Source organism: Microvirga terrae (genome assembly GCF_013307435.2).
GTDB lineage: Bacteria > Pseudomonadota > Alphaproteobacteria > Rhizobiales > Beijerinckiaceae > Microvirga > Microvirga terrae.
Genome location: NZ_CP102845.1, coordinates 4,080,319 through 4,102,168, shown reverse-complemented (window position 1 = coordinate 4,102,168; position 21,850 = coordinate 4,080,319). Strand labels below are relative to the sequence as shown.

The 21,850-nt window shown below is 68.0% G+C and carries 22 protein-coding genes; 2 read left to right on the top strand and 20 right to left on the bottom strand.

The genetic code is table 11. From position 1 onward, the window contains the following. Positions 1-21: 21 nt before the first annotated feature. The 9 genes from HPT29_RS19260 to HPT29_RS19220 form a co-directional block, all read right to left on the bottom strand. Positions 22-672, bottom strand: a complete 651-nt coding sequence (locus tag HPT29_RS19260) for an HAD family hydrolase (protein ID WP_173946096.1) — start codon at positions 670-672, stop codon at positions 22-24. A gap of 67 nt (positions 673-739) precedes the next feature. Further along, entirely contained in the window at positions 740-1,225 is a 486-nt protein-coding gene (locus HPT29_RS19255; protein WP_173946095.1) for a F0F1 ATP synthase subunit B family protein, read from the bottom strand. A gap of 13 nt (positions 1,226-1,238) precedes the next feature. Continuing rightward, entirely contained in the window at positions 1,239-1,787 is a 549-nt protein-coding gene (locus HPT29_RS19250) for a F0F1 ATP synthase subunit B family protein (protein ID WP_173946094.1), read from the bottom strand. A gap of 119 nt (positions 1,788-1,906) precedes the next feature. Next, positions 1,907-2,131 carry a F0F1 ATP synthase subunit C gene (locus HPT29_RS19245; RefSeq protein WP_009764739.1) on the bottom strand — a complete coding sequence of 75 codons (225 nt, stop codon included), beginning with the start codon at positions 2,129-2,131 and terminating at the stop codon, positions 1,907-1,909. 55 nt (positions 2,132-2,186) lie between these two features. Continuing rightward, positions 2,187-2,915 (bottom strand): F0F1 ATP synthase subunit A, encoded by a 729-nt coding sequence (locus HPT29_RS19240; protein WP_173946093.1) that lies wholly within the window; start codon positions 2,913-2,915, stop codon positions 2,187-2,189. Between the two features lie 60 nt (positions 2,916-2,975). Continuing rightward, complete coding sequence (locus tag HPT29_RS19235; protein WP_173946092.1) at positions 2,976-3,347, bottom strand: AtpZ/AtpI family protein; 372 nt, start codon at positions 3,345-3,347, stop codon at positions 2,976-2,978. A 206-nt stretch (positions 3,348-3,553) separates the two neighbouring features. Further along, a complete protein-coding gene (gene smc, locus HPT29_RS19230; RefSeq protein WP_173946091.1) occupies positions 3,554-7,012 on the bottom strand; it encodes a chromosome segregation protein SMC in 3,459 nt (1,152 codons plus the stop codon). Between the two features lie 180 nt (positions 7,013-7,192). Further along, positions 7,193-7,831, bottom strand: a complete 639-nt coding sequence (locus tag HPT29_RS19225) for a DsbA family protein (RefSeq protein WP_173946090.1) — start codon at positions 7,829-7,831, stop codon at positions 7,193-7,195. An 87-nt stretch (positions 7,832-7,918) separates the two neighbouring features. Next, on the bottom strand, positions 7,919-8,410 hold the full coding sequence (locus HPT29_RS19220; RefSeq protein ID WP_173946089.1) for a DUF721 domain-containing protein: 492 nt from the start codon (positions 8,408-8,410) through the stop codon (positions 7,919-7,921). A 95-nt stretch (positions 8,411-8,505) separates the two neighbouring features. Between HPT29_RS19220 and mutY the strand changes: the two genes are divergently transcribed. Continuing rightward, entirely contained in the window at positions 8,506-9,618 is a 1,113-nt protein-coding gene (gene mutY, locus HPT29_RS19215) for an A/G-specific adenine glycosylase (RefSeq protein ID WP_173946088.1), read from the top strand. Between the two features lie 146 nt (positions 9,619-9,764). Here mutY and HPT29_RS19210 read toward each other — a convergent pair whose 3' ends face one another. The 7 genes from HPT29_RS19210 to HPT29_RS19180 all read right to left on the bottom strand — a co-directional run bounded on the left by HPT29_RS19210 (position 9,765) and on the right by HPT29_RS19180 (position 17,511). Further along, the gene (locus HPT29_RS19210; protein WP_173946087.1) at positions 9,765-10,661 is read right to left on the bottom strand and encodes a LysR family transcriptional regulator; all 897 of its coding nucleotides are present in this window, start codon (positions 10,659-10,661) and stop codon (positions 9,765-9,767) included. Between the two features lie 285 nt (positions 10,662-10,946). Beyond that, positions 10,947-12,755, bottom strand: coding sequence for an ABC transporter permease (locus HPT29_RS19205; protein ID WP_173946086.1), 1,809 nt, complete (start codon positions 12,753-12,755; stop codon positions 10,947-10,949). Next, a complete protein-coding gene (locus HPT29_RS19200) occupies positions 12,752-13,735 on the bottom strand; it encodes an ABC transporter substrate-binding protein (RefSeq protein WP_173946085.1) in 984 nt (327 codons plus the stop codon). Before HPT29_RS19200 ends, HPT29_RS19205 begins: the two co-directional genes overlap by 4 nt. Positions 13,736-13,874: 139 nt before the next feature. Continuing rightward, complete coding sequence (locus HPT29_RS19195; RefSeq protein ID WP_247654551.1) at positions 13,875-15,071, bottom strand: site-specific DNA-methyltransferase; 1,197 nt, start codon at positions 15,069-15,071, stop codon at positions 13,875-13,877. Positions 15,072-15,228: 157 nt separating this feature from the next. Beyond that, positions 15,229-15,870: a ribonuclease HII gene (gene rnhB / locus HPT29_RS19190; protein ID WP_173946084.1), complete on the bottom strand. Its 642-nt coding sequence runs from the start codon at positions 15,868-15,870 to the stop codon at positions 15,229-15,231. A 9-nt stretch (positions 15,871-15,879) separates the two neighbouring features. Further along, positions 15,880-16,287, bottom strand: coding sequence for a GFA family protein (locus HPT29_RS19185; RefSeq protein ID WP_173946083.1), 408 nt, complete (start codon positions 16,285-16,287; stop codon positions 15,880-15,882). Positions 16,288-16,425: 138 nt separating this feature from the next. Beyond that, entirely contained in the window at positions 16,426-17,511 is a 1,086-nt protein-coding gene (locus tag HPT29_RS19180; protein ID WP_247654556.1) for a PA0069 family radical SAM protein, read from the bottom strand. A gap of 220 nt (positions 17,512-17,731) precedes the next feature. Here HPT29_RS19180 and HPT29_RS19175 point away from each other — a divergent pair, with 220 nt between their 5' ends. Continuing rightward, positions 17,732-18,223, top strand: coding sequence for a hypothetical protein (locus HPT29_RS19175; RefSeq protein ID WP_173946081.1), 492 nt, complete (start codon positions 17,732-17,734; stop codon positions 18,221-18,223). A 7-nt stretch (positions 18,224-18,230) separates the two neighbouring features. On the opposite strand, the gene moaB is transcribed toward HPT29_RS19175, so the two are convergent. From moaB to HPT29_RS19155, 4 genes are all read right to left on the bottom strand, one after another. Next, a complete protein-coding gene (gene moaB / locus HPT29_RS19170) occupies positions 18,231-18,785 on the bottom strand; it encodes a molybdenum cofactor biosynthesis protein B (protein ID WP_173946080.1) in 555 nt (184 codons plus the stop codon). Between the two features lie 229 nt (positions 18,786-19,014). Further along, positions 19,015-19,884, bottom strand: a complete 870-nt coding sequence (gene ypfJ / locus HPT29_RS19165) for a KPN_02809 family neutral zinc metallopeptidase (RefSeq protein ID WP_173946079.1) — start codon at positions 19,882-19,884, stop codon at positions 19,015-19,017. Between the two features lie 88 nt (positions 19,885-19,972). After that, positions 19,973-20,809 carry a uracil-DNA glycosylase gene (locus HPT29_RS19160; RefSeq protein WP_173946078.1) on the bottom strand — a complete coding sequence of 279 codons (837 nt, stop codon included), beginning with the start codon at positions 20,807-20,809 and terminating at the stop codon, positions 19,973-19,975. Positions 20,810-21,044: 235 nt separating this feature from the next. Beyond that, complete coding sequence (locus HPT29_RS19155) at positions 21,045-21,611, bottom strand: methylated-DNA--[protein]-cysteine S-methyltransferase (protein WP_173946077.1); 567 nt, start codon at positions 21,609-21,611, stop codon at positions 21,045-21,047. Between the last annotated feature and the right edge of the window lie 239 nt (positions 21,612-21,850).

Genomic DNA, 21,850 nt, shown 5'->3' with positions numbered 1-21,850 from the left:
CGGTCGTGCGACGCGGGCTGCTCACGCCAGCTCTTGAACAGTCCCTGGCAGATCGGCCATCCGGTTGATCACGATAGGGGCTCCCGCCCGCCGCAGATTTTCTGCGTGGTCCGGTCCGCAATGGCCGCCGCCGGCAAACCCGATGACGCGCATGCCGGCGGCGATCGCCGCCTGAACGCCCGCCATGGAATCCTCCACGACCAGGCAATCTTCGGGGCGGGCGTTCATCTGCCTCGCCGCATGAAGGAAGAGGTCCGGCGCCGGCTTTCCGCGCGCGACCTGGGTCGAGCTGAAGATGGTGTCGAACAGGTCCGCGAGGCCGGTGACGCGCAGCGACAGAGCGATTCGCTCCGGGATGGACGAGGAGGCGACGCAGCGGCGGAAAGGCAGGGCCAAAATGGCCTCGCGCACACCCGGAATGGGCTTCAACTCGGTCTCGAAGCGCTGGAACAGGGTGCGGTTGAGCCGCTCCGTGAAGTCGGCCGGGAGCCTGGTGCCGCGTTCCGATTCGATTCGCGCGATCTGGTCCTTGATGCTCACTCCGGTGAAGTCGCGGGCCACGTCCTCGGCCGTGTAGGGCACGCCGCATTCCGTCAGGATCTCGGCGTCGATCCGGCAGCTCAACGGTTCCGAATCGACCAGGACACCGTCGCAGTCGAAGATCAGCAGCATGATGCTCTCCAAGCAAAAAGGCCGCCTCGAGGGGCGGCCTTCGATGGGTTGGGTCCGGACGGAAGCCTTACTGCAGCTTCGAGCGCACGTCGCCGAGGCTGGACGTGACAAACGAGGCCGCGGTGGCTCCGGTGATCTCGTCGCGCAGGACGCGCTCGGACGCCCGGATGGCGGCGTCCACGGCGGCCGCGCGCACCTCGGCGGAAGCCTGGGACTCGGCCTGGGCGATCTTGGCCTCGGCGGTGGCCGTGCGGCGCTTCACGAAGTCGGCCATCTTCTCCTGGGCTTCGCGGGCGAGACGCTCGGCCTCGTCGCGGGCGCTGGACACGATGTCGGCGGCCTCGCGCTCGGCGGCGGCGCGCTTGGACTCGTACTCCTTCAGGAGCCGCTCGGCGTCCTGGCGCAGACGCTTGGCCTCGGCCAGTTCGCCGGCGATGCGCTTGCCGCGGGAATCGAGCTGGTTCAGCACATTCCCGGGAACGCCCTTGTAGAACAGGATGCCCCAGAAGATGACGAAGGCGACCGCAACCCAGAATTCAGCGCTTTGAAACATGCGGATCTCCCGATCAGGCCTTGATCTGGTTGAGAGCGGCCTCGACCTTCTGCGGGGCCGGAGCCTTGCCGGTCAGGCGCTCGATGATGGCGGAGGCGGTGTCGCGGGCGATGGCGTCCACGTGGCTCATGGCTTCCGCCTTCTTGGCCGAGATGGTCGCCTCGGACTCGGCCAGACGCTGGTTGAGATCGGCCTCGAGCGCCTTGCGCTTGGCATCGCTCTCGGCCGCGAGCTTGGAACGGGTTTCCTGGGCGAGGGCCTGGGCCCGGCCCTTGGCTTCGGCGAGGGCCTTCTCGTAGGCGGAGCCGGCTTCTTCCGCGCGGGATTTCATGGCGGCCGCGTCGTCGAGATCGTTGGCGATCATCGCGCGGCGGTTCTCGATGATTCCGCCCAGGCGAGGGAGGACCAGCCGTGAGAGCAGGGTGTAGAGCACCACGAAGGTGATGGCGAGCCACAGGAGCTGACCGGCATAGGTCTCCGTCTCGAAGGGCGGAAAGCCGATGTCCTCGTGAGCGCCGCCGGGGGCCTCTGTTGTGGCGTGGTTCGTTTGAGCCTGAGCCATGGAGCAGATCCTAACGGATAAAGAATCCTACAAACATGAATGACGGCGGTTCAATCCGCCGTCACTCCTGTCGAGGCGAAGCGTTCGCACGCCTCGACCTCCCGATCACCGTTTCGAGATTAGGTGAAGAGCAGAACGAGAGCGACGACGAGGCAGAAGATGCCGAGACCTTCTGCGAGCGCCGCGCCGATGAACGCGCGGGCGAACTGGCCGTCAGCGGCCGACGGGTTGCGCAGAGCGCCGGACAGGAAGTTGCCGAAGATGTTGCCGACGCCCATGGCGGCGAGGCCCATGCCGATGCAGGCGAGGCCCGCGCCGAGGAACTTGAAAGCAACCGGATCCATTGTGATCTCCTTGGGAATACTGTGATCGGGAGGGAAGGTGTAACTCGGCGCAGACCTAGTGGCCCGGGTGCAGCGCGTCGTTGAGGTAGATGCAGGTCAACACCGTGAAGACGTAGGCCTGCAGAGCGGCGACGAGGAACTCGAGCGCCATGAGGGCAACCGCCATGAGGAGCGGCAGCGGAGCGAGGATCGTCAGGGCACCGCCGGCGCCGAGCAGCGCCACCACGAAGCCTGCGAAAACCTTCAGCGCGATGTGTCCCGCGAGCATGTTCGCGAAGAGACGCAGGCTGAGCGAAATCGGCCGGGAGAGGAACGAGATGAGCTCGATCACCACGATGAAGGGCAGGAGCCAGGCCGGCACGCCCGACGGCACGAAGAGGCCGAGGAAGTGGGTGCCGTGCTTCATGAAGCCGTAGATCACCACGGTGCCGATGACGAGCAAGGCCAGGGCGAAGGTTACGATGATGTGGCTGGTGACCGTGAAGAAGCCCGGGATCATGCCGAGCAGGTTGGCCGTCAGCACGAACATGAACAGCGAGAACACGAGGGGGAAGAACTTCATCCCCTCCTTGCCTGTCGCATCGACCAGCGTGTTCGCGACGAAATCGTGCAGGACCTCGGCGACCGACTGTGCGCGGCCTGGAACGACGGCGCGCTTGCGGGTCGCAAACAGCAGGCCGCCCACGATCACGGCGGCCGCGCCGATCATGAACAGGGATGAATTGGTGAAGTTGATGACCGGAATGATGGGCTTGATCTGGAATTGTTCGATCGGGCTCGCCATGATCCGCTCTCAAAGTTCGATGTTATCAAATGCCGTTCGGCGTTCGCAGGTCTAAGTCCGTCACCGCTTGTCGTCATACCGGGCGGATTTGACCATCCCGGCCGCTCGCATCAGGTTGAGCATCCCGGCGCAGAAGCCGAGTATCAGACAAACGATCAGACCCCAAGGGGACGTTCCGAACACGCGGTCGACGATCCAACCCAGGATCCCGCCGGCCGCCACTCCTGCAACGAATTCGGCCGAGAGCCTGAAGGCTTGGCCGAGAGCGCTGGAATCTGACGTCGGACGGGCACGAGGCTCTGACTCGGCTCGATGCGCGGATGCTTGGGAGATCCGTGCGTCGAGAGACTTCAGTCTCGCTGACAGGTCGGCATCGTCGGCACTGCCCGGTTTCCGCTCATTCTCGCCGTTCCGCTCGTGAGGGTCCGCCATTGCGATCTCCTTTGAAGCGTTGCGGGAAAATGCTTGGAAGCCCAGCCCCGAAAGCCGGGCGCACCATATGAGCGGGGGTCCCCCCTGTCAAGAACCGTCTGAAAACATCTAAGTCTCTGATTTAATTGGGTTAACGATGTTTTCAGGTGCCCCCGGGCCGAAAGCCCACATGTTTTTGAGGCTGAAGCAAGGCAGGGCTGAAAGCCTTAGGCTACCTCAAGAATGCGCTCCGCGCTCTGCAGGTCGACGGAGACGAGCTGCGAGACGCCCCGTTCGGCCATGGTGACGCCGAAGAGGCGGTCCATCCGGGCCATGGTGATCGGGTTGTGGGTGATGACCACGAAGCGGGTCTCGGTCTGGCGCGCCATGTCCTCGAGGAGGGCGCAGTAGCGCTCCACATTGGCGTCGTCGAGAGGCGCGTCCACCTCGTCCAGCACGCAGATCGGCGAGGGGTTCGTAAGGAACACGGCGAAGATGAGCGCGGTGGCCGTCAGGGCCTGCTCGCCGCCCGACAGCAGGGTCATGCTCTGGGGCTTCTTGCCGGGCGGACGGGCGAGGATCTCGAGGCCTGCTTCCAGCGGATCGTCCGAATCGACCAGGGTCAGTTCCGCCGTGCCGCCGCCGAACAGGGTGGTGAACAGGCGCTTGAAGTGGTTGTTCACCACGTCGAAGGCGGCGAGCAGGCGCTCGCGGCCCTCGCGGTTGAGGCTGCCGATGGCCTGGCGCAGGCGCTTGATGGCCTCGACGAGATCGTCGCGCTCGCCCGCGATGCCGTTGTACTTGGTCTCGAGCTCGTTCAGCTCCTCGTCGGCGCGCAGGTTAACGGCGCCGAGGCGCTCCCGGTCGTTCTTGAGGGAGTGCAGCTTCGATTCGATCTCGCCATGGGAGGGCAGATCGGCGGCTTCCTTCAAGCCGGCGAGCTCGATGAGCCCGGCGGGCGTCGTCTCCAGGTTCTCCGTGATGGCGCGGGTGATCTCGGCCAGACGGGCCACCGCGGCCTCGTGGCGGGCCTGGGAGCCGGCACGGGACTCGCGGGCCGCCGCGAGGGTTTCGAGGGCCGCGCGGGCCGCGCGATCCGACTCGGCAAGACCCGTCTCGGCATCGGCCAGGTGGTCGGCCGCTTCCTTGCGCTTGGCCTCGGCCTCCTCGACCTCGGCCATGAGGGCGCGGCGGCGCTGCAGGTAGGTGTCGGGGGCCTCCAGCAGGCGCTGGTGCTCGTCCTGCGCGCGCTCCAGGCGCTCGCCCAGATCCTCGAACGCCTTGGCGGCGCGGCCCGCCCGCTCGGTCCAGAGGCGGATGTCGGCCGCGATCGCCTCCTGCCGGCGGCGGCGCAGCTCGGCTTCGTGCATGAGGGATTGCAGGGCGGCCCGGGCCTCGGAGGCGGTCGCCCGGCGCTCGGCCACCCGGGTGCGCTCTTCGAGCAGGCGGCTTTCGAGATCGGGCGCCGGGGCGAGGTCCTGCAGAGCGCTCTCGGCATCCTGCACGCGTTCCAGGGCCTCCGCCTCGCTCTCCGACAGGCGGGCGAGGCCTTCCTGCAGGGCCGAGCGACGCTGGCCGAGCTCGGCCTCCTTGCGCTCGGCGGCGGTGAGGCGCGTGCGGGCGGCATCGAGCGCCTGACGGCTCTGGCGGGCGGATTCGATGGCCTGCGTCTCGTGAGAGGCCGCCCTGCGGACGGCTTCCTGGGCTGCCTCCGCCTCGTGACGCAGGTGCTCGGCCTGCTCGCGGGCTTCCGCGGCCTCGCGCTCCAGGTCGCCCAGGCGGTTCTTCTCCGCGAGGCGACGGGCCGCCGGGGAGGGCGCCTCGGCGGCGGCCGTGAAGCCGTCCCAGCGCCATAGATCGCCTGCCTGAGTGACAAGGCGCTGGCCGGGCCTCAGGCGGCCACGCAGGCGCAGGCCGTCATCCTTGCTCACCACGCCGATCTGGCGCAGGCGGCGCTGCAGGGCCGCGGGCGCCTGGGCGAGATCCGCCAGGGAGCGGACCCCGTCCGGCAGGGCCGGATCGTCCTCGCCGGCATGGGTCTCGGCCCAGTGATGGGGAGCCGATGGGTTGATTGAGGCTTCGAGATCGTCGCCGAGGGCTGCGCCCAGGGCGGTCTCGTAGCCCTTCTGGACCGTGATCTGGTCGACGGCCGGGGGCCAGAGGTCGCCGGTCGCGGAGGTCACCAGCTTGGCGAGGGTGCGCGCCTCGGTCTCGAGGCGCTGCGCCTTGCGCTCCGCCTCGTTCAGGGGCTGGCGCAGGCGGTTCTCGGCCTCGCGGGCTTCCGACAGGGTTTCGCGGGCTTCGACCACCGCCTCTTCGGCGCCCTGTGCCGTTTCCTCGGCGATCGCCATGTCCTCGCGCAGGTCGTCGAGGGAGGGGCCGTCCTCGGGCGAGGCGGAGAGCGCCGCGATCTCGCGCTCGATCCGCTCCTTCTCGGATCGGAAACGGGAGGCGCGCTCCAGCTCCTCGCGCACGGCTCGCTCCAGGGCGGCGCGGCGGGCGTTCAGATCCGAGGTTTGGGCCTGGAGGGCGCTCAAGGCGGATTCGGCTTCCGCCAGCTCGGCCTCGGCGCCCTGGAGGCGCTCATGGGCCTCGGCGCGGGCGTCGTCCGCCCCGTCGGTGGTGAGCGAGATCTCGGCGGCTTCGGTCTGGAGGCGCTCGATCGTGGCCTCCGCGTCGCTGCGCTGTGCGGCCTCGCGGGCGATGTCCCGGTTGAGGTCGCCGACATGGCGCTCCAGCTCGACCACGCGCTCCTTGGACCGGCGCTCCTCCGATTCGAGCTCGTTGCGGGCATGGGTCAGCCGCTGCAGGGCGGCCGCGGCCGCGGCTTCCGCCTGGCGCAGGGCCGGGAGGCCATGGGCCGCGACGGCTTGGGCGGTGGCGGCCCGGGTCTGCTCCTCGGTGGCGTCTGCAACCGCCTTGAGATCCTCGGCCACCTGGCGCTCGGCGGTAGCGGCCTGCTCCCGCGCCTCGGCGAAGCTGATGGCGTACATCAGAGCTTCGAGGCGCCGGATCTCGGCCGAAAGGTTCTTGTAGCGTGAGGCCTGGCGGCCCTGGCGCTTCAGGCTCTCGATCTGGCTTTCCAGCTCGCGAATCACGTCCTCGACGCGGACCAGGTTGTCCTCGGCGGCCTTGAGCCGCAACTCAGCCTCGTGGCGGCGGGCGTGGAGGCCGGCGATGCCGGCGGCATCCTCCAGGATGCGGCGGCGGGATTGGGGCTTGGCCGAGATGATCTCGCTGATCTGGCCCTGGCGGACGAGGGCCGGCGACCGGGCGCCCGTCGCCGCGTCGGCGAACAGGATCTGCACGTCGCGGGCGCGGACCTCCTTGCCGTTGACCCGGTAGGTCGAACCCTCATCCCGCTCGATCTTGCGGGAGATCTCCAGCAGGTCCGTGTCGTTGAAGGCGGCAGGCGCCGTGCGCTCTCCATTGTCGATGGTGAGCATCACCTCGGCCCAGTTGCGGGCCGGGCGGCCGCCGGAGCCAGAGAAGATGACGTCGTCCATCCCCGTGGCGCGCATGTTCTTGAAGGAGTTTTCCCCCATGACCCAGCGCAGGGCCTCGACGAGGTTGGACTTGCCGCAGCCGTTCGGCCCGACGACGCCGGTGAGGCCCGGCTCGATCAGGAAGTCGGTGGGCTCGACGAAGGTCTTGAAGCCCGCGATGCGAAGGCGCGTCAGCTTCATGGACGCGCCCTCCCGTCCCGCACGCTAGCCCATCGTGCGGACCCAGAGGGCCGCGTCAGCGAAAGGTGGATCCGGTTTTCCGCCTCGAACGATACGCGCATCAAGCGAGAGGGCATCGGGTTGATCCCAAAAGTGGACACCACTTTTGGGCCCGATCCCCGAGGGGCAGGATAATGGAGCTTATTCGCCCAGGAGAGGCTTGATGACCTTTTCAAGCTCATCGATCGAAAGGCTTCCAGGATGACGCTGACCATTGATGAAGAATGTGGGCGTGGAGTCCACCTTGAACTGCTCCATACCCCGGTTCTTCACCGCGTTGACTGCGTCATATAGTTTCTGGTCCTTGAGGCAAGCCTCAAATTTTTCCTGTGAAAAACCCGCCTGGCGCATGAGCCCGCGCAGGGCATCGAGCGGCTTGTCCACAAAGGCCCAGTTACGCTGCTGCTCGAACAGCAGGTCCGTGATCGGGTAATATTTGTCGTTGCCGTCGCAGCGGGCGAGCATGAAGCCGGCGGTGGCGAGCGGGTCGAGGGGGAATTCCCGCAGGACGAAGCGCACCTTGCCGCTCTCGATGTAGCGCTTCTTCAGCTCCGGCCAGGTGGTCTTGTGGAAGTTCGCGCAGTGGGAGCAGGTCAGCGAGGCATACTCGATGATCGTCACCTTGGCGTTGTCCGGGCCCTGGGCCACGTCTCCGAGGGGCCCCTGGACCGCCAGATCCGGGACGGCCACGTTCTGGGCGAAGGCCGGAAGACTCGTGGCCAGATAGGCGGTCGCGGCTGCGGTTCCGAGAAGCTGAAGCGTCTGACGCCGGGTGATCATCGTGGGGAGGCTCCTGAAGAGATTTCGTCCTGCGAACGAATGATTTGCGGTAAGATGACTTGGCCTTCGTGGCAAGCGCCCGCCATCTCACGCTTTCGTGCGTGAACCGGAGCTGACGATGGCCTGACCCAGCCGATCGAGCGCCGCCTTCAGAGATTCCTCCTGGATGGGCTCGACGGCCTTGTCCACCTTCTCCCTCTCCGCCGAGGTGAGGGGGCGGGCGACGGGGCGCTTCTTCTCAACCCGCCGCACGGGCCCTTGTTTCAGCACCAGCTTGCCGATGCAGCGCCAGCCGTAATGGGTGTTCACCCGGTCGATGATGGTGGGGGCGAGGTGCTGCAGCTCGAGCGCGAAGGCGCTCTCGACCCGGATCACGAGGGTGGCCGGATCCGGCCGCGCCTCCGGGTCGGCGTGGGGGGCCTTGCGCTTCCATTCGATCTTGAGCGGCTGGGTGAAGGCGGACAGGCGCTCGCCGACGATGTCGGGCCAGGCCATGAGGATGTCGGACGTGGCGAAGCCCTGCGCCGCCAGACTGGGGGACAGGCAGACGTCGAGAAACTCGGCGAGGGGGCGGGCCAAAGGCCTTGGGCGTCTCAATGTCGCCTCGGTCGTCTCATGTTGAATGTCCAAAAGCCGCGTTGGAATATTCCGTTTAGAACGCTATTCCAAGTCCCATGTTAACGCCCGCCGCGAGCGCGACCAAGCCCGACCCGCAGGATCTTCTCGCCTGGTACGACCGTCACCGGCGCGACCTGCCGTGGCGCGCCAAGCCCGGCGTGACCGCCGAGCCCTACCGGGTCTGGCTGTCCGAGATCATGCTGCAGCAGACGACCGTGGCGGCGGTCCGGCCCTATTACCTGAAATTCCTGGAGCGATTCCCGACCGTCGAGGCTCTCGCCGAAGCGCCTGCGGACGCGGTGATGCAGGCCTGGGCCGGCCTCGGCTATTATTCCCGCGCCCGCAACCTGCATGCCTGCGCCAAGGCGGTCGTGGACAAGCATGGCGGGCATTTTCCGCGCACCGAGGCCGAGCTCCTGAAGCTGCCGGGCATCGGCGCCTATACGGCGGCGGCGGTCGCGGCCATCGCGTTCGACGAGAAGGCGGCCGCGGTCGACGGCAACGTGGAGCGGGTGATGTCCCGCGTGTTCATGATCGAGGAGCCGCTGCCCAAGGCCAAGCCCCTGATCCGCGCGCTGACCGAGGCCCTGGTGCCTGCGGACCGGCCCGGGGACTTCGCCCAGGCGGTCATGGATCTCGGCGCCACCATCTGCACTCCCAAGCGCCCCGCCTGCGCGCTCTGCCCCTGGATGGTGCCCTGCCGGGCCCGGGCCGAGGGCCTGCAGGAGGCCTTCCCGAAGAAGCAGAAGAAGGAGGCCGGGCAGCTGCGCAAGGGCGCGGCCTTCGTGGTGCTGCGCGCCGACGACACGATCCTGCTGCGTACCCGCCCGCCGCAAGGATTGCTCGGCGGCATGGCGGAGCCGCCGACCAGCCCGTGGGAGCCCGATTACGAGCCCTCCCGCGCGGTGCTCGACGCGCCCATCGAGGCGCGCTGGCAGCGGCTGCCGGGCACGGTCCGGCACGTCTTCACCCATTTCCCCCTCGAGCTGACCGTGATGTTCGCCAAGGTGTCCAAGGGCACACCCGCTCCGGACGACATGCGCTGGACCCCGCGCCTTCAGCTGCACGAGGAGGCGCTCCCCGGCGCCATGAAGAAGGTGCTGGCGCATGCCCTGGGGGATTTGCCAGGCGGCAAGGCGAAAAGCGAGAAGCCGGTGAAGGGGGCGTGAGGCCGAGCCCGCCACTCTCCTCGACGTCACGGCCGGGCTTGTCCCGGCCACCCCGATACGATGAGCCGCCATGCCTTTCCGATCGGGATCACCGGCACAGGACTGGTGATGACGTGGCGGGTGTAGGAGAGGGGCGACGCGGACGATCAGCCGCCCACCAGGGCCTTCTGGCTCCGCTTGAACAGAGCCGCCAGGGCATTCGCCACCCGGGCCACGTTGGGGCGGCTGCGGCTGCGCCGGTGCATGACCAGGAACACGTCCTCGACCAAGTCGCCCTCGGGCTTCGTGATCTGGATCAGGTCCGGGTCCGAATCGCCGAGCCAGCACGGGAGGAAGGCGGCGCCGAGGCCCGCCTTGGCTGCCTGGTAGCGGATCGGCATGTCGCCGATCCTGGCCGCGACGGTACGACCTTGCGCGAACTCGGCCACATAGGCGGCCTGGCGCGAGAGGGTCGGATCCTCCGGCGGCGCGATGACGGAACCGGGGTTCTCCGTGCGGGAATACATGGCGAAGGCGATCTGGCCGATCTTGCGGGCCACGAGATCATCCGTGCCCTCCGGCAGGTTGCGCATCCGCAGGCCGATATCGGCCTCGCCGGACGCGAGATCGAGCCGGCGCCGGGTCGGGATATAGGCGATCTCCACGGGGGCCGCGGCTTCGTGCAGCTCCGCCGCGTAGAGCGACAGGAACAGCGTCACCGACGCGGTGGCCGTGACCCGCACCGGGGCGTCCGGGTCGGGCCGGTAGGCGGCGGCCGTGCGCGACACCACGGCGGCCGCCTCGCCCATGGGGGCGGCGGCTTCGAGGACCGCCTGTCCCGCTTCCGTCAGCTCGAGGTTGTTCGGGCCGCGCTGGAACAGGGAGAGGCCCAGCGTCTCCTCCAGAACCTTGATGCGCCGCGCCACGGTCGGCTGGCTCTGGCCCAGCGCCTTCGCGGCGCTGTTCATCGATCCATGAGCCACCACGGCGAGAAAGATCCGCAGGTCGTCCCAGGAGGGTTCCGTGAAGGCGAGGCGGAAGGGATCGAGAGACGAAGAAGCCATGACAGGATGCTAAAGCGTTGAACCGGGTTCGGCATAGGGGAATGTTCCGGCGTGTGGACCGGCCCCGACCATCGCGCCGCATCGGCTCTTCCGCAGCCCGCCAGAAGCGTGAGGGAGCGGCTCAGTTTTGATGTGCTGCGGCGGACAATCCTCTGACGTCATCACCGGGCTTGTCCCGGTGATCCCGATGGTGTGAGGCGCCGCGCTTCACTTTATCGGGATGGCCGGCACAAGGCCGGCCATGACGTGAGAGGGTGTCACTGTCGGCCGGAGATGGCGAAACCTTCAGCTCAGCGCCGCCTTCGGCTCGAGCCGATCGAGGACGGACGTGCGGGCAGGCGCCCGAGCCGGTTCGCGGTTCATGTGCGCCTCGTCCTCCATGGCGCTCTGCCACGGCAGGGCTCCGGCCGGCAGATGGCGGCCCAGCGCATCGAGGACGAGCATGGCGGCCGTCACCACGGCCACGATCACGACGGCGACCGCGGAGGCCTGGCTCGCGAGGCCGGCTTCCTCGAGGTTGTAGAGCACCACCCCGATGGTCTCGGTTCCGGCCGACCAGAGCAGGGCCGAGACGGTGAGCTCGCTGAAGGCGAGCAGGAACGCCATCAGCCCGCCGGCGACTGCGGCGGGAAGCAGGGAGGGGAGCACGATGCCGAAGAGCCGCTGCGCCAGCCGGGCGCCGTCGATGGCGGCGGCCTCCTCCTGCGCGACGTCGACCTGCACCATGCCGGCGAGCACGGGTTTGAGCGCCACCGAGAGGAAGCGCGCGAGATAGGCGAACAGGATGATCCATGGGGTCGCGTAGAGCGAGAACCCCAGGAGCGGCAGCGGCTTCAGGAACAGGAGAATGCACGCGATGGCGAGCACGATGCCCGGCAGCACGTAGGCGATTTCGAGGAGGGACACGGCCAGGATGCGGGCCCGCCCCATCAGGCGGACCAACCCGTAGGCGAGGGGCACGGCGAGCCCGGCAAGCAGGCCGGCCGCGCCGCCGGCATAGAGGAGCGAGTTGGTGAAGGCGCGGATCGTCACGTCCTGGCGGGCCAGCACCTCGACGAAGTTGTCGAGGGTGATCGTGGCGAGCGACAGCGGCATGCCGTAGGACGGCACGAGGGCGGAGGCGAGCAGCGACAGGACCGGCAGGACCAGCGTGACCGCGAGGACGAGCGCGACGAAGATCTCGGTCGCGACACGCGCGCGGCCGAGGAGCCAGAACGGCCTCAAGGGTGCGTCGTCCTCGAGCTGCACGTCGTTCCGGCGCATCAGGACCTGGCTTGCGGCGACGCCGGTGATCGCGATGGCCGCGACGAGAAGGCCGAGCGCCGAGACATCGCCGATCATGTCGGTGCCGAAGCTCGACAGCCGCCGGTAGATGAGGACGGGGAGCGTCAGATAGTTCACGGGGGCGCCGAGCAGCGCCGGAATGCCGAAATTGCCGATTCCGGCCACGAAGGCGAGCAGGGCCGCGCTGGCGAGATGCGGGCGCAGCAGCGGCATCAGATGGTCGGTCAGGATCCGGAAGGGCCGCGCGCCGTCGATGCGGGCCGCCTCGACGACCGCCAGCGGAATGCGCTTCAACCCGGCGCTCATCACCACGTAGACGAGCGGCGCATGGTGCAGGCCCAGCACCAGGATGATGCCGCCGCGTCCCATCATCGGATTGGCGCTGCCCGCCTCCGGGGCGAAGCCGAGGGTGTTCAGGATCGGCGAGGCCGGGCCGGCGAGGTGCAGGAAGGCGAGGGCGATCACCTGAGGCGAGATCATCACCGACAGGACGAACAGGAACGACGCGACGCGGCGTCGGCGGAGATCCGTGATGCCGAGGACGAGCGCCATGGCGGTGCCGAGCGGCAGGGCCAGCAGCGTCGACAGCAGGGCCGTTTCCAGCGAGGCCTGCGCCGCCCGCACCGCCGACCGGCTCGACAAGGCCGTCAGCATGGCGTCTGGGTTGAAGGCGCCGCCGGGCAGGAGCGCGGCCCACAGCAGCCGCAGGGCGGGCAGGACGTCGAAGGCGACGACGATCAAAGCGACAAGAGCGAGGAGGCAGAAACCTCCCCGCTCCAGGAACGACCTGCTCTGTGCGCGATGTCTCACTGTCCGAAGATGTCGGCGAAGGCCGCCTTGTTCTTGGTTTCGTCGGCGAGCGCCTTGCCGGCGTCGAAGCTCATGACCTTGATCTGCTCACGGGCCGGATATCCGGCCGGCAGCGCGACGGCCGGATGGGCCGCGATGTAGCCCTGCTTGAGCGCCAGCTCCTGGCCCTCCTTCGAGAGCAGGAAGTCCACGAACGCGCGGGCGGCCTCCGGGTTCTTCGTGCTCTTGAGGATGGCGACGGGCTCGGACACGGCCGAGACGCCTTCCTTCGGGAACACGAACTCGATCGGCGCGCCCTTGGCCTTCTCGCGGATCGGCATGTAGTCGACGATCACGCCGTAGAGCTTCTGGCCGCCGGCCACCTGCTTGAGCACGTCGCCGTTGCCGCCGCCGGCGACGGCATCGTTGTCCTTGAGGGCCTCGTAGTATTTCCAGCCGCCGTCCATGGCGCCGGTGAGGGTCGCGGCATGGATGAGGGCCGCCCCCGAGGTGAGCGGGCTCGGCATGACGAGCTGGCCCTTGACCTCCGGCCGGGTGAGGTCCTGCCACGAGGCCGGCTTGAAACCCGCCTTCGTGTTGTAGGCGATGCCCGTGGTGATCAGCTTGGTGGCGAACCAGAATTTCTGCGGATCGTGCGTTCCGGCCGGATAGGCCGAGACGTCGGCCTTCTCGTGCGCCAGCAGGCGGTCCTCCTTCTTGAGGCCCTCCATGGTGACGCTGTCGGCGATGAGCAGCACGTCGGCCTGGGGCTGCCCAGCCTCGAACTCGGCGCTCAGCTTGGCCAGGATCTTCGGGGTGCCGTCGCGCACGAACGTGACGGTGACCCCCGGGTTCCTGGCCTTGAACGCGTCGACGGTCTGCTGTGCGTCGGTGTTGGGCTGGCTCGTGTAGAGGACGAGGTTGCCGGAGAGCCCCTGGGCCTGAGCGATTGCGGGCACGAGGGCGGCAAGGAGAGACAGGAGAATGCGCTTGGTGGACACGGGACAGTCCTCTCGGTTGGCGAAGGCCTGCCCGCGCTAGCGGTATCAGATGACGCCTCTGTGACGAAAGGTTAGTGCGGGAAACGAAAAGGGCCAGCTTTGGGCTGGCCCTCTCGAAAAGTCCAAATCGTCGCAAAGGTCAAGCGGCCAATTCGGCACGCACCTTCGCCCGGAACTCGTCGATCGACACGAGCTTGCCCTGCCGCTCCACGTGCCAGAACGTCCAGCCGTTGCAGGAGGGGAAGCCCTGGGTCAGGGCGCCGATCTTGTGGATCGAGCCCACGATGGCGCCGAGCGCCACGGTCCCGTCGGGGCGCACCACCGCCTTGTGGCGGCGGCGCTCGTCCACCAGGGTCTCGCCTGCCTTCACATGGCCCGCCTCGACGAGCGACAGGAACGGCACGCGCACCTCGGTGCGCTTTTCGGGCGCAGCCGCGATGGACACGTCGGACAGGGGCTCGACCGCATCGATCCGGGCGCGCGCCGCCTTGGCGTAGGTCGGATCCCGCTCAAGGCCGATGAAGCTGCGGCCGAGCATCTTGGCGACCGCGCCCGTCGTGCCGGAGCCGAAGAAGGGATCGAGCACCACGTCGCCGGGGTTGGACGAGGAGAGAAGGATGCGCGCAAGCAGCGCCTCGGGCTTCTGGGTCGGGTGGACCTTGCGCCCTTGAGCGTCCTTCAGGCGCTCGTCGCCCGTGCAGATGGGAATGAACCAGTCCGAGCGCATCTGCACGTCTTCATTGCCGGCTTTCAGCGCATCGTAATGGAAGGTGTAGCCCTTCGAACCGGCGCTCTTCGAGGCCCAGATCATGGTCTCGTGCGCGTTGGTGAAGCGGCGGCCCTTGAAGTTCGGCATCGGGTTGGCCTTGCGCCACACGATGTCGTTGAGGATCCAGAAGTTCAGGTCCTGGAGCGCCGAGCCCACGCGGAAGATGTTGTGGTAGGAGCCGATCACCCACAGCGTCGCGTTCTTCTTCATCACGCGGCGCACGGCGAGAAGCCAGGCGCGGGTGAACGCGTCGTAATCGGCAAAGCTCGCGAACTTGTCCCAGTCGTCGTCGACCGCATCGACGAGGCTCTGGTCGGGGCGCGTCAGCGCCTGTTCGAGCTGGAGATTGTAAGGCGGATCCGCGAAGACCACGTCCACGCTCTCGGGCGGGAGCTTCTCGAGATTGGCGATGCAGTCGCCGAGAAGGATCTCATTGAGAGGAAGAGACGGCGGCAGAACGGAGAGGGGCGTTTTACGCCCCGTCCGAGGAGCCGGCGCAGACCGCCCGGTACGCGAGACATGGATCCGGGAGGCGGCGCCGGCAGCCCCGGTACGCAAGGTACCCATGGGTGATCACCGGTTACGCAACTGACACTCCGGATCATGATGGGATAGGGTAAAGAGGAGGTTTCCAAAGCTGAGAAAATGCAAATATTTTGGATCGGCAAAACTTGCCTACATGCTGAAAAGATTGGGTTTTTCCGTTAATCAGCGTTAAGAGAGGTTACAGATCCAGTAACCCTTGGCGCAGGGGTGAGAAACTCATGCGGTGGAACGGGCAGGGGCCCTCGCTGGCGATCACCGTGAGATGGGCCTTGGTGCAGTAGCCCGCATTGCTGGCGAATCCGTAAGCCGGGTAAGCCTGCCCGAGCCGCGCCATCATCCGGTCGCGCACCACCTTGGCCACGATGGACGCGGCCGCGATCGAGGCGATGCGCGAATCACCCTTGACGATCGCTTCCGTGGCGCAGGGCAGCACCGGCGGATCGTTACCGTCGACGAAGGCCATGTCCGGCCGGCACGGCAGAGCGGCGAGCGCCCGGCACATGGCGAGCAGCGAGGCCTGCCGGATGTTGATGCTGTCGATCTCCTGATGCGACACCGAGGCGATTCCCACATGGGACGTGGCGAGGATTTCAGTGAACAGCGCCTCGCGCCTCGAAGCCGTCAGGACCTTCGAATCGGCCAGGCCCTGGGGCACGTTGTCGAGATCGAGCACCACCGCGGCCGACACCACCGGGCCGGCCAGCGGCCCGCGCCCGACCTCGTCGAGGCCAGCGATGCATGAACGACCCTGCGCGCGGGCGGCGAGCTCGCGGTCGAGGCCGAGATCGGGGAGACGGGAGGCGCGAATCGGTGCGGTCATGAGGGCCGCTTATAGGCGATCTTCCTCCTCCCGTGGACCGGGCCATTCCGCGCGGGCGAGAGGGTCGACGACCGACATGCCGATGCCTTCCGTCGCCCGGATCGGGATCGTGGAAGGGTCGAATCCGTCCAGGCAGAAGATGTTGACGCCGTAATGGTCGGGGGCCGCTCTCTTGCGATGGAACGTGTAGATGCCGCAGCGGGAGCAGAAGTAGTGCTTCGCCCGCCGCGTGTTCCATTGATAGAGGGACAGGGCCTCCTCGCCCGCCACGATGGTCAGGGCGCTCTCGTGGACCTTGGTCATCAGGGCGTTCTTCTTCACGCAGAGCGAGCAGTCGCAGGTCGTCAGCTCGACGATCTCCGCATCGATACGGAAACGAACGGTGCCGCAATGGCACGATCCGGTGTAGGGGCTCACGGTGCGCTCCGGCTTTCAGGCAGGGACGGGGCACTATAGCGGGCCCGCGGTGCATGGCCAGAGCGGCGCCAGGCGAGGATCGTATGACGCGTGAGATGGCCGGCCCGCGGCGTCCGGATGACGCCTCGTGCGAAGCGGTCAGAACAGACTCAGCTGCCCGGTCTCCTTCGGCGGCACGGCGAACAGGTCCTTGCGCAGGCGCAGGTTCCGCTTGTTCAGGCCGAGCCGTTCGGCGGCGGTCTCGAAGCGACGGCCGAGCATCCAGGCATAGGGTCCGACGCCGGATTGGCGGGTGCTCCATTCGGCATCGTAATCCTTGCCGCCGCGCGCCTCCTGGAGCAGCGTGAACACGTGCTTGAGCTTGTCCGGGTAATGCTCGGCGAGCCAGTCGCGCATCAGGTCCTTGAGGTCGTGCGGCAGGCGCAGGAGCACGTAGCCGGCCTCCTGCGCGCCCGCCTCGGCGCAGGCCTTCAGGATCGCCTCGATCTCGTGATCGTTGATCGCCGGGATGATGGGCGCCACCAGGACCGACACCGGAATGCCCGCCTCGGTGAGTCTGCGGATGGTGTCGAGGCGCTTGGCCGGCGCGGCCGCGCGCGGCTCCATGCGGCGGGCGAGCTTCGGGTCGAGTGTCGTGACCGAGATCGCCACCTTGACCAGCTGCCGCTCGGCCATCCGGCTCAGGATGTCGATGTCCCGGGTGACGAGGCCCGATTTCGTCACGATGCCCACGGGATGGTTCATCCGGTCCAGCACCTCGAGGATGGAGCGCGTGATGCGGAAGCGCCGCTCCACGGGCTGGTACGGGTCCGTGTTGGACCCGAGCGCGATCGTGGTCGGCTCGTATTTCGCGGCCCGCAGCTCCTTCTCCAGGAGCTCCGCCGCATTGGGCTTCGCGAAGATCTTGGTCTCGAAGTCGAGGCCCGAGGACAGGCCCTGGAAGGCATGGGTGGGCCGCGCGAAGCAATAGGCGCAGCCGTGCTCGCAGCCGCGATAGGGGTTGATCGATTTCTCGAACAGGATGTCGGGCGAATCGTTCCGGGTGACGATCGTGCGCGGTTTCTCGACGATGACTTCGGTCGGCAGGGCGGGAAGCTCATCGTCCAGGTCCCAGCCGTCGTCGAAGGCTTCGCGCTGCGCCGGCTCGTAGCGGCCGGACGGGTTCGCGGACGCGCCGCGGCCGCGGCGCCGCTCCACCTCGACGCGGTAGGCCGGGTCGTCCATGCGCCGCCGCGCCGCCTCGGCCGCTTCGAGCGGCGTGCGCCTCACAGGCCGGATGCGGAGGGGATCGCGGGCGGGATCTTTGGCGCGAACGCTCATGGCGGCCTCGAACGAATCTGTCGGTGGAGGCCGCAAGCTTAAGAACAAATCAGGAACAAAATCAAGGGTGCGTCGGCAGAAATGTCCTGGCGACGGCCTGGAGCCGAGAGGCTATACTCTTCGGATGATTACCGTTCTCGTCCGCGTCACGCATGGGCCCGAAGCCCTGGCCGCCACCTTGAGCGCCCTCGTTCCGGCGGTGGCCGCCGGGCTCGTCGGCGACGCCGTCATCCTGGCGGAGAAGCCGGACGACACCCTGGCGACCGTCGCCGACGCCGTCGGGGCGACCCTCGTGGTGGCGCCGAAAGGGTCGTGGCTCGAGGGGGCGAAGGCGGCGCGGCGCGACTGGCTGCTCTGCCTCGACGACGGCGACATCCCGCAGGAGGGCTGGATCCGGGTGCTCGACCGGTTCGTCGCCCTGTCCCGGCCCGACCAGGGTCTGGCGCGGATGCGGCGGCAGCGGACCGGGCTGGCGAATGCGCTCCGCGGCCTGTTCGCGCGCTCGTCCGTGCGGGGAGGGGATCTGGTGCATCGCCGCGTGCTGGCGAACGAGGTCCGGGCGCGCATGCCCGTGCGGCTCGCGGCCACCATCGAGCGCGATCCGGTGTTCGGCTGAGCGCTGTTCAGGCTTTCGGCGTTCCGCGCTTCAGATGCTCGTCGAGCCGCGGCATGATCTCGACGAAGTTGCACGGCCGGTAACGGTAGTCGAGCTGATGGGCCAGGATCCCGTCCCAGGCGTCCTTGCAGGCGCCGGGCGAGCCCGGCAGCACGAACACGAAGGTCGTGCCGGCAATGCCTGCGGTCGCCCGCGACTGGATCGTCGAGGTGCCGATCTTGTCGTAGGAGATGCGGTGGAAGACCGCCGAGAATCCCTCCATCCGCTTGTCGAACAGGGGCTCGATCGCCTCCGGGGTCACGTCGCGGCCGGTAAAGCCCGTGCCGCCCGTGGTGATCACCACGTCGACCGCCGGATCGGCGACCCAGCCCCGAACCCTGCCGCGGATCGCCTCCACGTCGTCCGGCGCGATGGCCCGGTCCGCAAGTCGATGGCCGGCCTTGGCCAGCCGCTCGGCCAGCGTCGCACCCGACCTGTCGTCGTCCAGTGAGCGCGTGTCGGAAACCGTCAGAACGGCGATGCGAAGGGGGATGAAGGGGAGGCTGTCGTCGATGCCGGGCATGGGAGACTCTGGAAGGCGCGGGGTCTCATGTAGCGCAGCAGGGTCCAGGCTTCCACACAGGTCGTGGCGGTTGTCTGACGATGATCAGACCTGGAAGGCCAACCACCCCGTCATCACCGGCCTTGTGCCGGTGATCCCGATAGGGGAAGGGCGGCGCTTCAATGCATCGGGATGGCCGGGACGAGCCCGGCCATGACGAGGAGGGTGTCTGCCACGCCTGAGCGAGACATCAGAGCTGGCTCGTCCGGAACGTGTCGCAGGCCTGGATCGAGCCGGACTTCAACCCGGTCGTGAGCCAGCGCATGCGCTGCTCGGAGGAGCCGTGCGTGAAGCTGTCGGGCACCACGCGGCCCTGGCCCTGCTTCTGCAGGCGGTCGTCGCCGATGGCCTCGGCCGCGCGGATCGCCTCCTCGATGTCGCCCGGCTCGAGGGACTGCCAGCGCTGGTTGGAATGATGCGCCCAGACGCCCGCCAGGCAATCCGCCATCAGCTCGACGCGCACGGAGAGCTGGTTGGCTTCCGCACGCCCGACCTGCTGCTGGCGCTCCTGGACGCGGGGCAGGATGCCGAGCTGGTTCTCCACATGGTGGCCGACCTCGTGGGCGAGCACATAGGCATAGGCGAAATCGCCGCCGGCGCGGAAGCGGCGCTGCATCTCCTGGAAGAACGACAGGTCGATGTACACGGTCTGGTCGAGCGGGCAGTAGAACGGCCCCATGGCCGATTGCGCGCCGCCGCAGCCGGACCGCGTGGCGTCCGAGAACAGCACGAGCTTCGGTGCCTGGTACTGCCGGTTGGCCTGCTTGGGCAGAACCTCCTTCCACACGTCTTCCGTGTTGCCCAGGATCGCGGCCGCGAAGCGTCCGGCCTCGTCCTGCGGGGCGCCCTGGCGGCCCTGCTGTTGCTGCTGGTAGCCGGAGCCGCCGCCCGTCATCATCTCGGCGCCGCCGATCAGGATGCGCGGATCGATGCCGAGCGCCCAGCCGACGAGGCCGAGGATCAGGATGGTGCCGATGCCGAGACCGCCCGCACCCCCGGGCAGACCCATGCCGCGACGGTCTTCCACATTGGACGAGGTTCGAAAGTCTTCCCAGCGCATGATCCACCTTCCAGCCGCGGCATGAGGCTCCGCAGGATCTTAAGGCGTAAGCATATGGACCGGTTCCGAGAAGGCCCGCAAGAGAGCCTTACTCCCGTCCGTCGAGAGCCCGTCGCAGAGCCTGAAAGTCCCGCCAGCCGAGGCGCTTCTGCAGGGGCTGGCGCAGCAGATAGGCCGGATGGAGTGTCGGCAGGGCCCGGATCTCCCGTCCGTCCTCGGTCCTGTAGGTGAACCAGCGGCCGCGGGTGCGCAGGATCCCGTCCTTGACGCCGAGCAGGTTCTGGGCCGCCGGCCCGCCGAGGCAGAGCACGAATTCAGGCGACGCCAGCTCGATCTGGCGCGCGATGAACGGCTTGCAGATGGCGATTTCCTGCGGGGTCGGCGTACGGTTGCCCGGCGGGCGCCAGGGCACGATGTTGGCCACGTAGACCTGCGTGCGGTCGAGCCCGATGGTGGCCAGCATCCGGTCCAGCAGCTGCCCGGAACGGCCCATGAAGGGCTTGCCGATCCGGTCCTCGTCCGCGCCTGGCGCTTCGCCCACCAGCATGACGCGTCCGTCCGGATTGCCGTCCGCGAAGGCGAGGTTCTTGGCCGAGAACTTCAGCGCGCAGCCGTCGAAGCCTGCCAGGATCGCTTCCAGCTCCTCCAAGGACTGCGCATGGCGCGCCTGCTCGCGGGCCAGGCTCGCCACCTCCTCGGGCGCGCCGGCGGCCGCTTTCGGCAGGGCGCGGGGAGCGGGAGCGGCGGGTGCCGGAGAGGACTTGGGCGCGGCGGCCTGGGCGGCAGCCTTGGCCGGGCCGGGCTCGGCCTTGGGCTCGGCGAAACGGTTGTGCGGGGTCTCGTCGAGCGCGAGGTCGACGCCCGCCTCGACATGGAAGTCGAGCAGCGCCTGAAGAGCATCGCGGTCGGAAGGTGCATCCTGCATGAAGCGTATGTAAGCATTCCAGGGGCTGTGGACAACTCGGGTCTGCACAGGATCGGGCCGTCTCCACCCCGTCATCACCGGGCTTGTCCCGGTGATCCCGGCGCGAGAGGCGCGGCGCTCTCCCGTATCGGGATGGCCGGCACAAGGCCGGCCATGACGTGAGAGAGGATCAAAGCCGGCCAAGCTGGCCGAGGCCGGTCCGAGACAAGGACAAGCAAGGCCTCGAATCGGGCTCCTATGAGATACCGTCGAAGAGCGTCGGGGTCTCGTCCCGGCGGGCGCCTTCGATGGCCAGGAGGCGGCGCTTGGTGGTGGCGCCGCCATTCGCCGAGAAGCCGCCGAGCTTGCCGCCGGCGGCCACGACCCGGTGGCAGGGAACGATGACCGCGAACGGGTTGCGCCCCAGGGCCTGGCCGATCGCCCGAGCATTGCCGGTGCCGAGCCGGGATGCAATCTCCCCGTAGGTCAGCACCCGTCCCGGCGGGATGCCGCGGGCCACCTCGTAGACGCGCCGGTCGAAGTCCGGCACCCCGTCCATGTCGAGCCGCACCGTGGACAGATCGCGCGCCTCCCCGTGCAGCTGGGCCGTGACGTCCGCGACGATGGCCTGGATGTCCGGCGGCGGCTTGGCCTCGACGAGGCCGGGGAAGCGCCGCGCGAGGCGGCCGCGCAGCCGGGATGCGTCGTCCTCGGGAAGCTGGAAGCCCACGATCCCGCGCCCGTTCCAGGCGAGACCGCACGGGCCGATGGCCGTCTCGAACAGCGTGTAGAACACCGCATCGCGGGAGGGAGGATCCTGCATGGCTCTTTGTAGTCCTCCTGCGGCCGGCGAACAACTCGGGAGGGCCGTCGCGGGCCTTGCGAGCGGACGACCGGGCCGGTTCCCTGTCCCGGGTGCGTCACGGTCATCGGGTTTCGGCATAACCTTATGCGGAAAGAGAACTTTCAGCCGTCCGGCAATGAAGCTAGGAGAGGAACGTGACGAGAGCGACTTGAGAAATCCGTCGGATCGTTCATATGTAAACCATCCGGCCGTCCAAG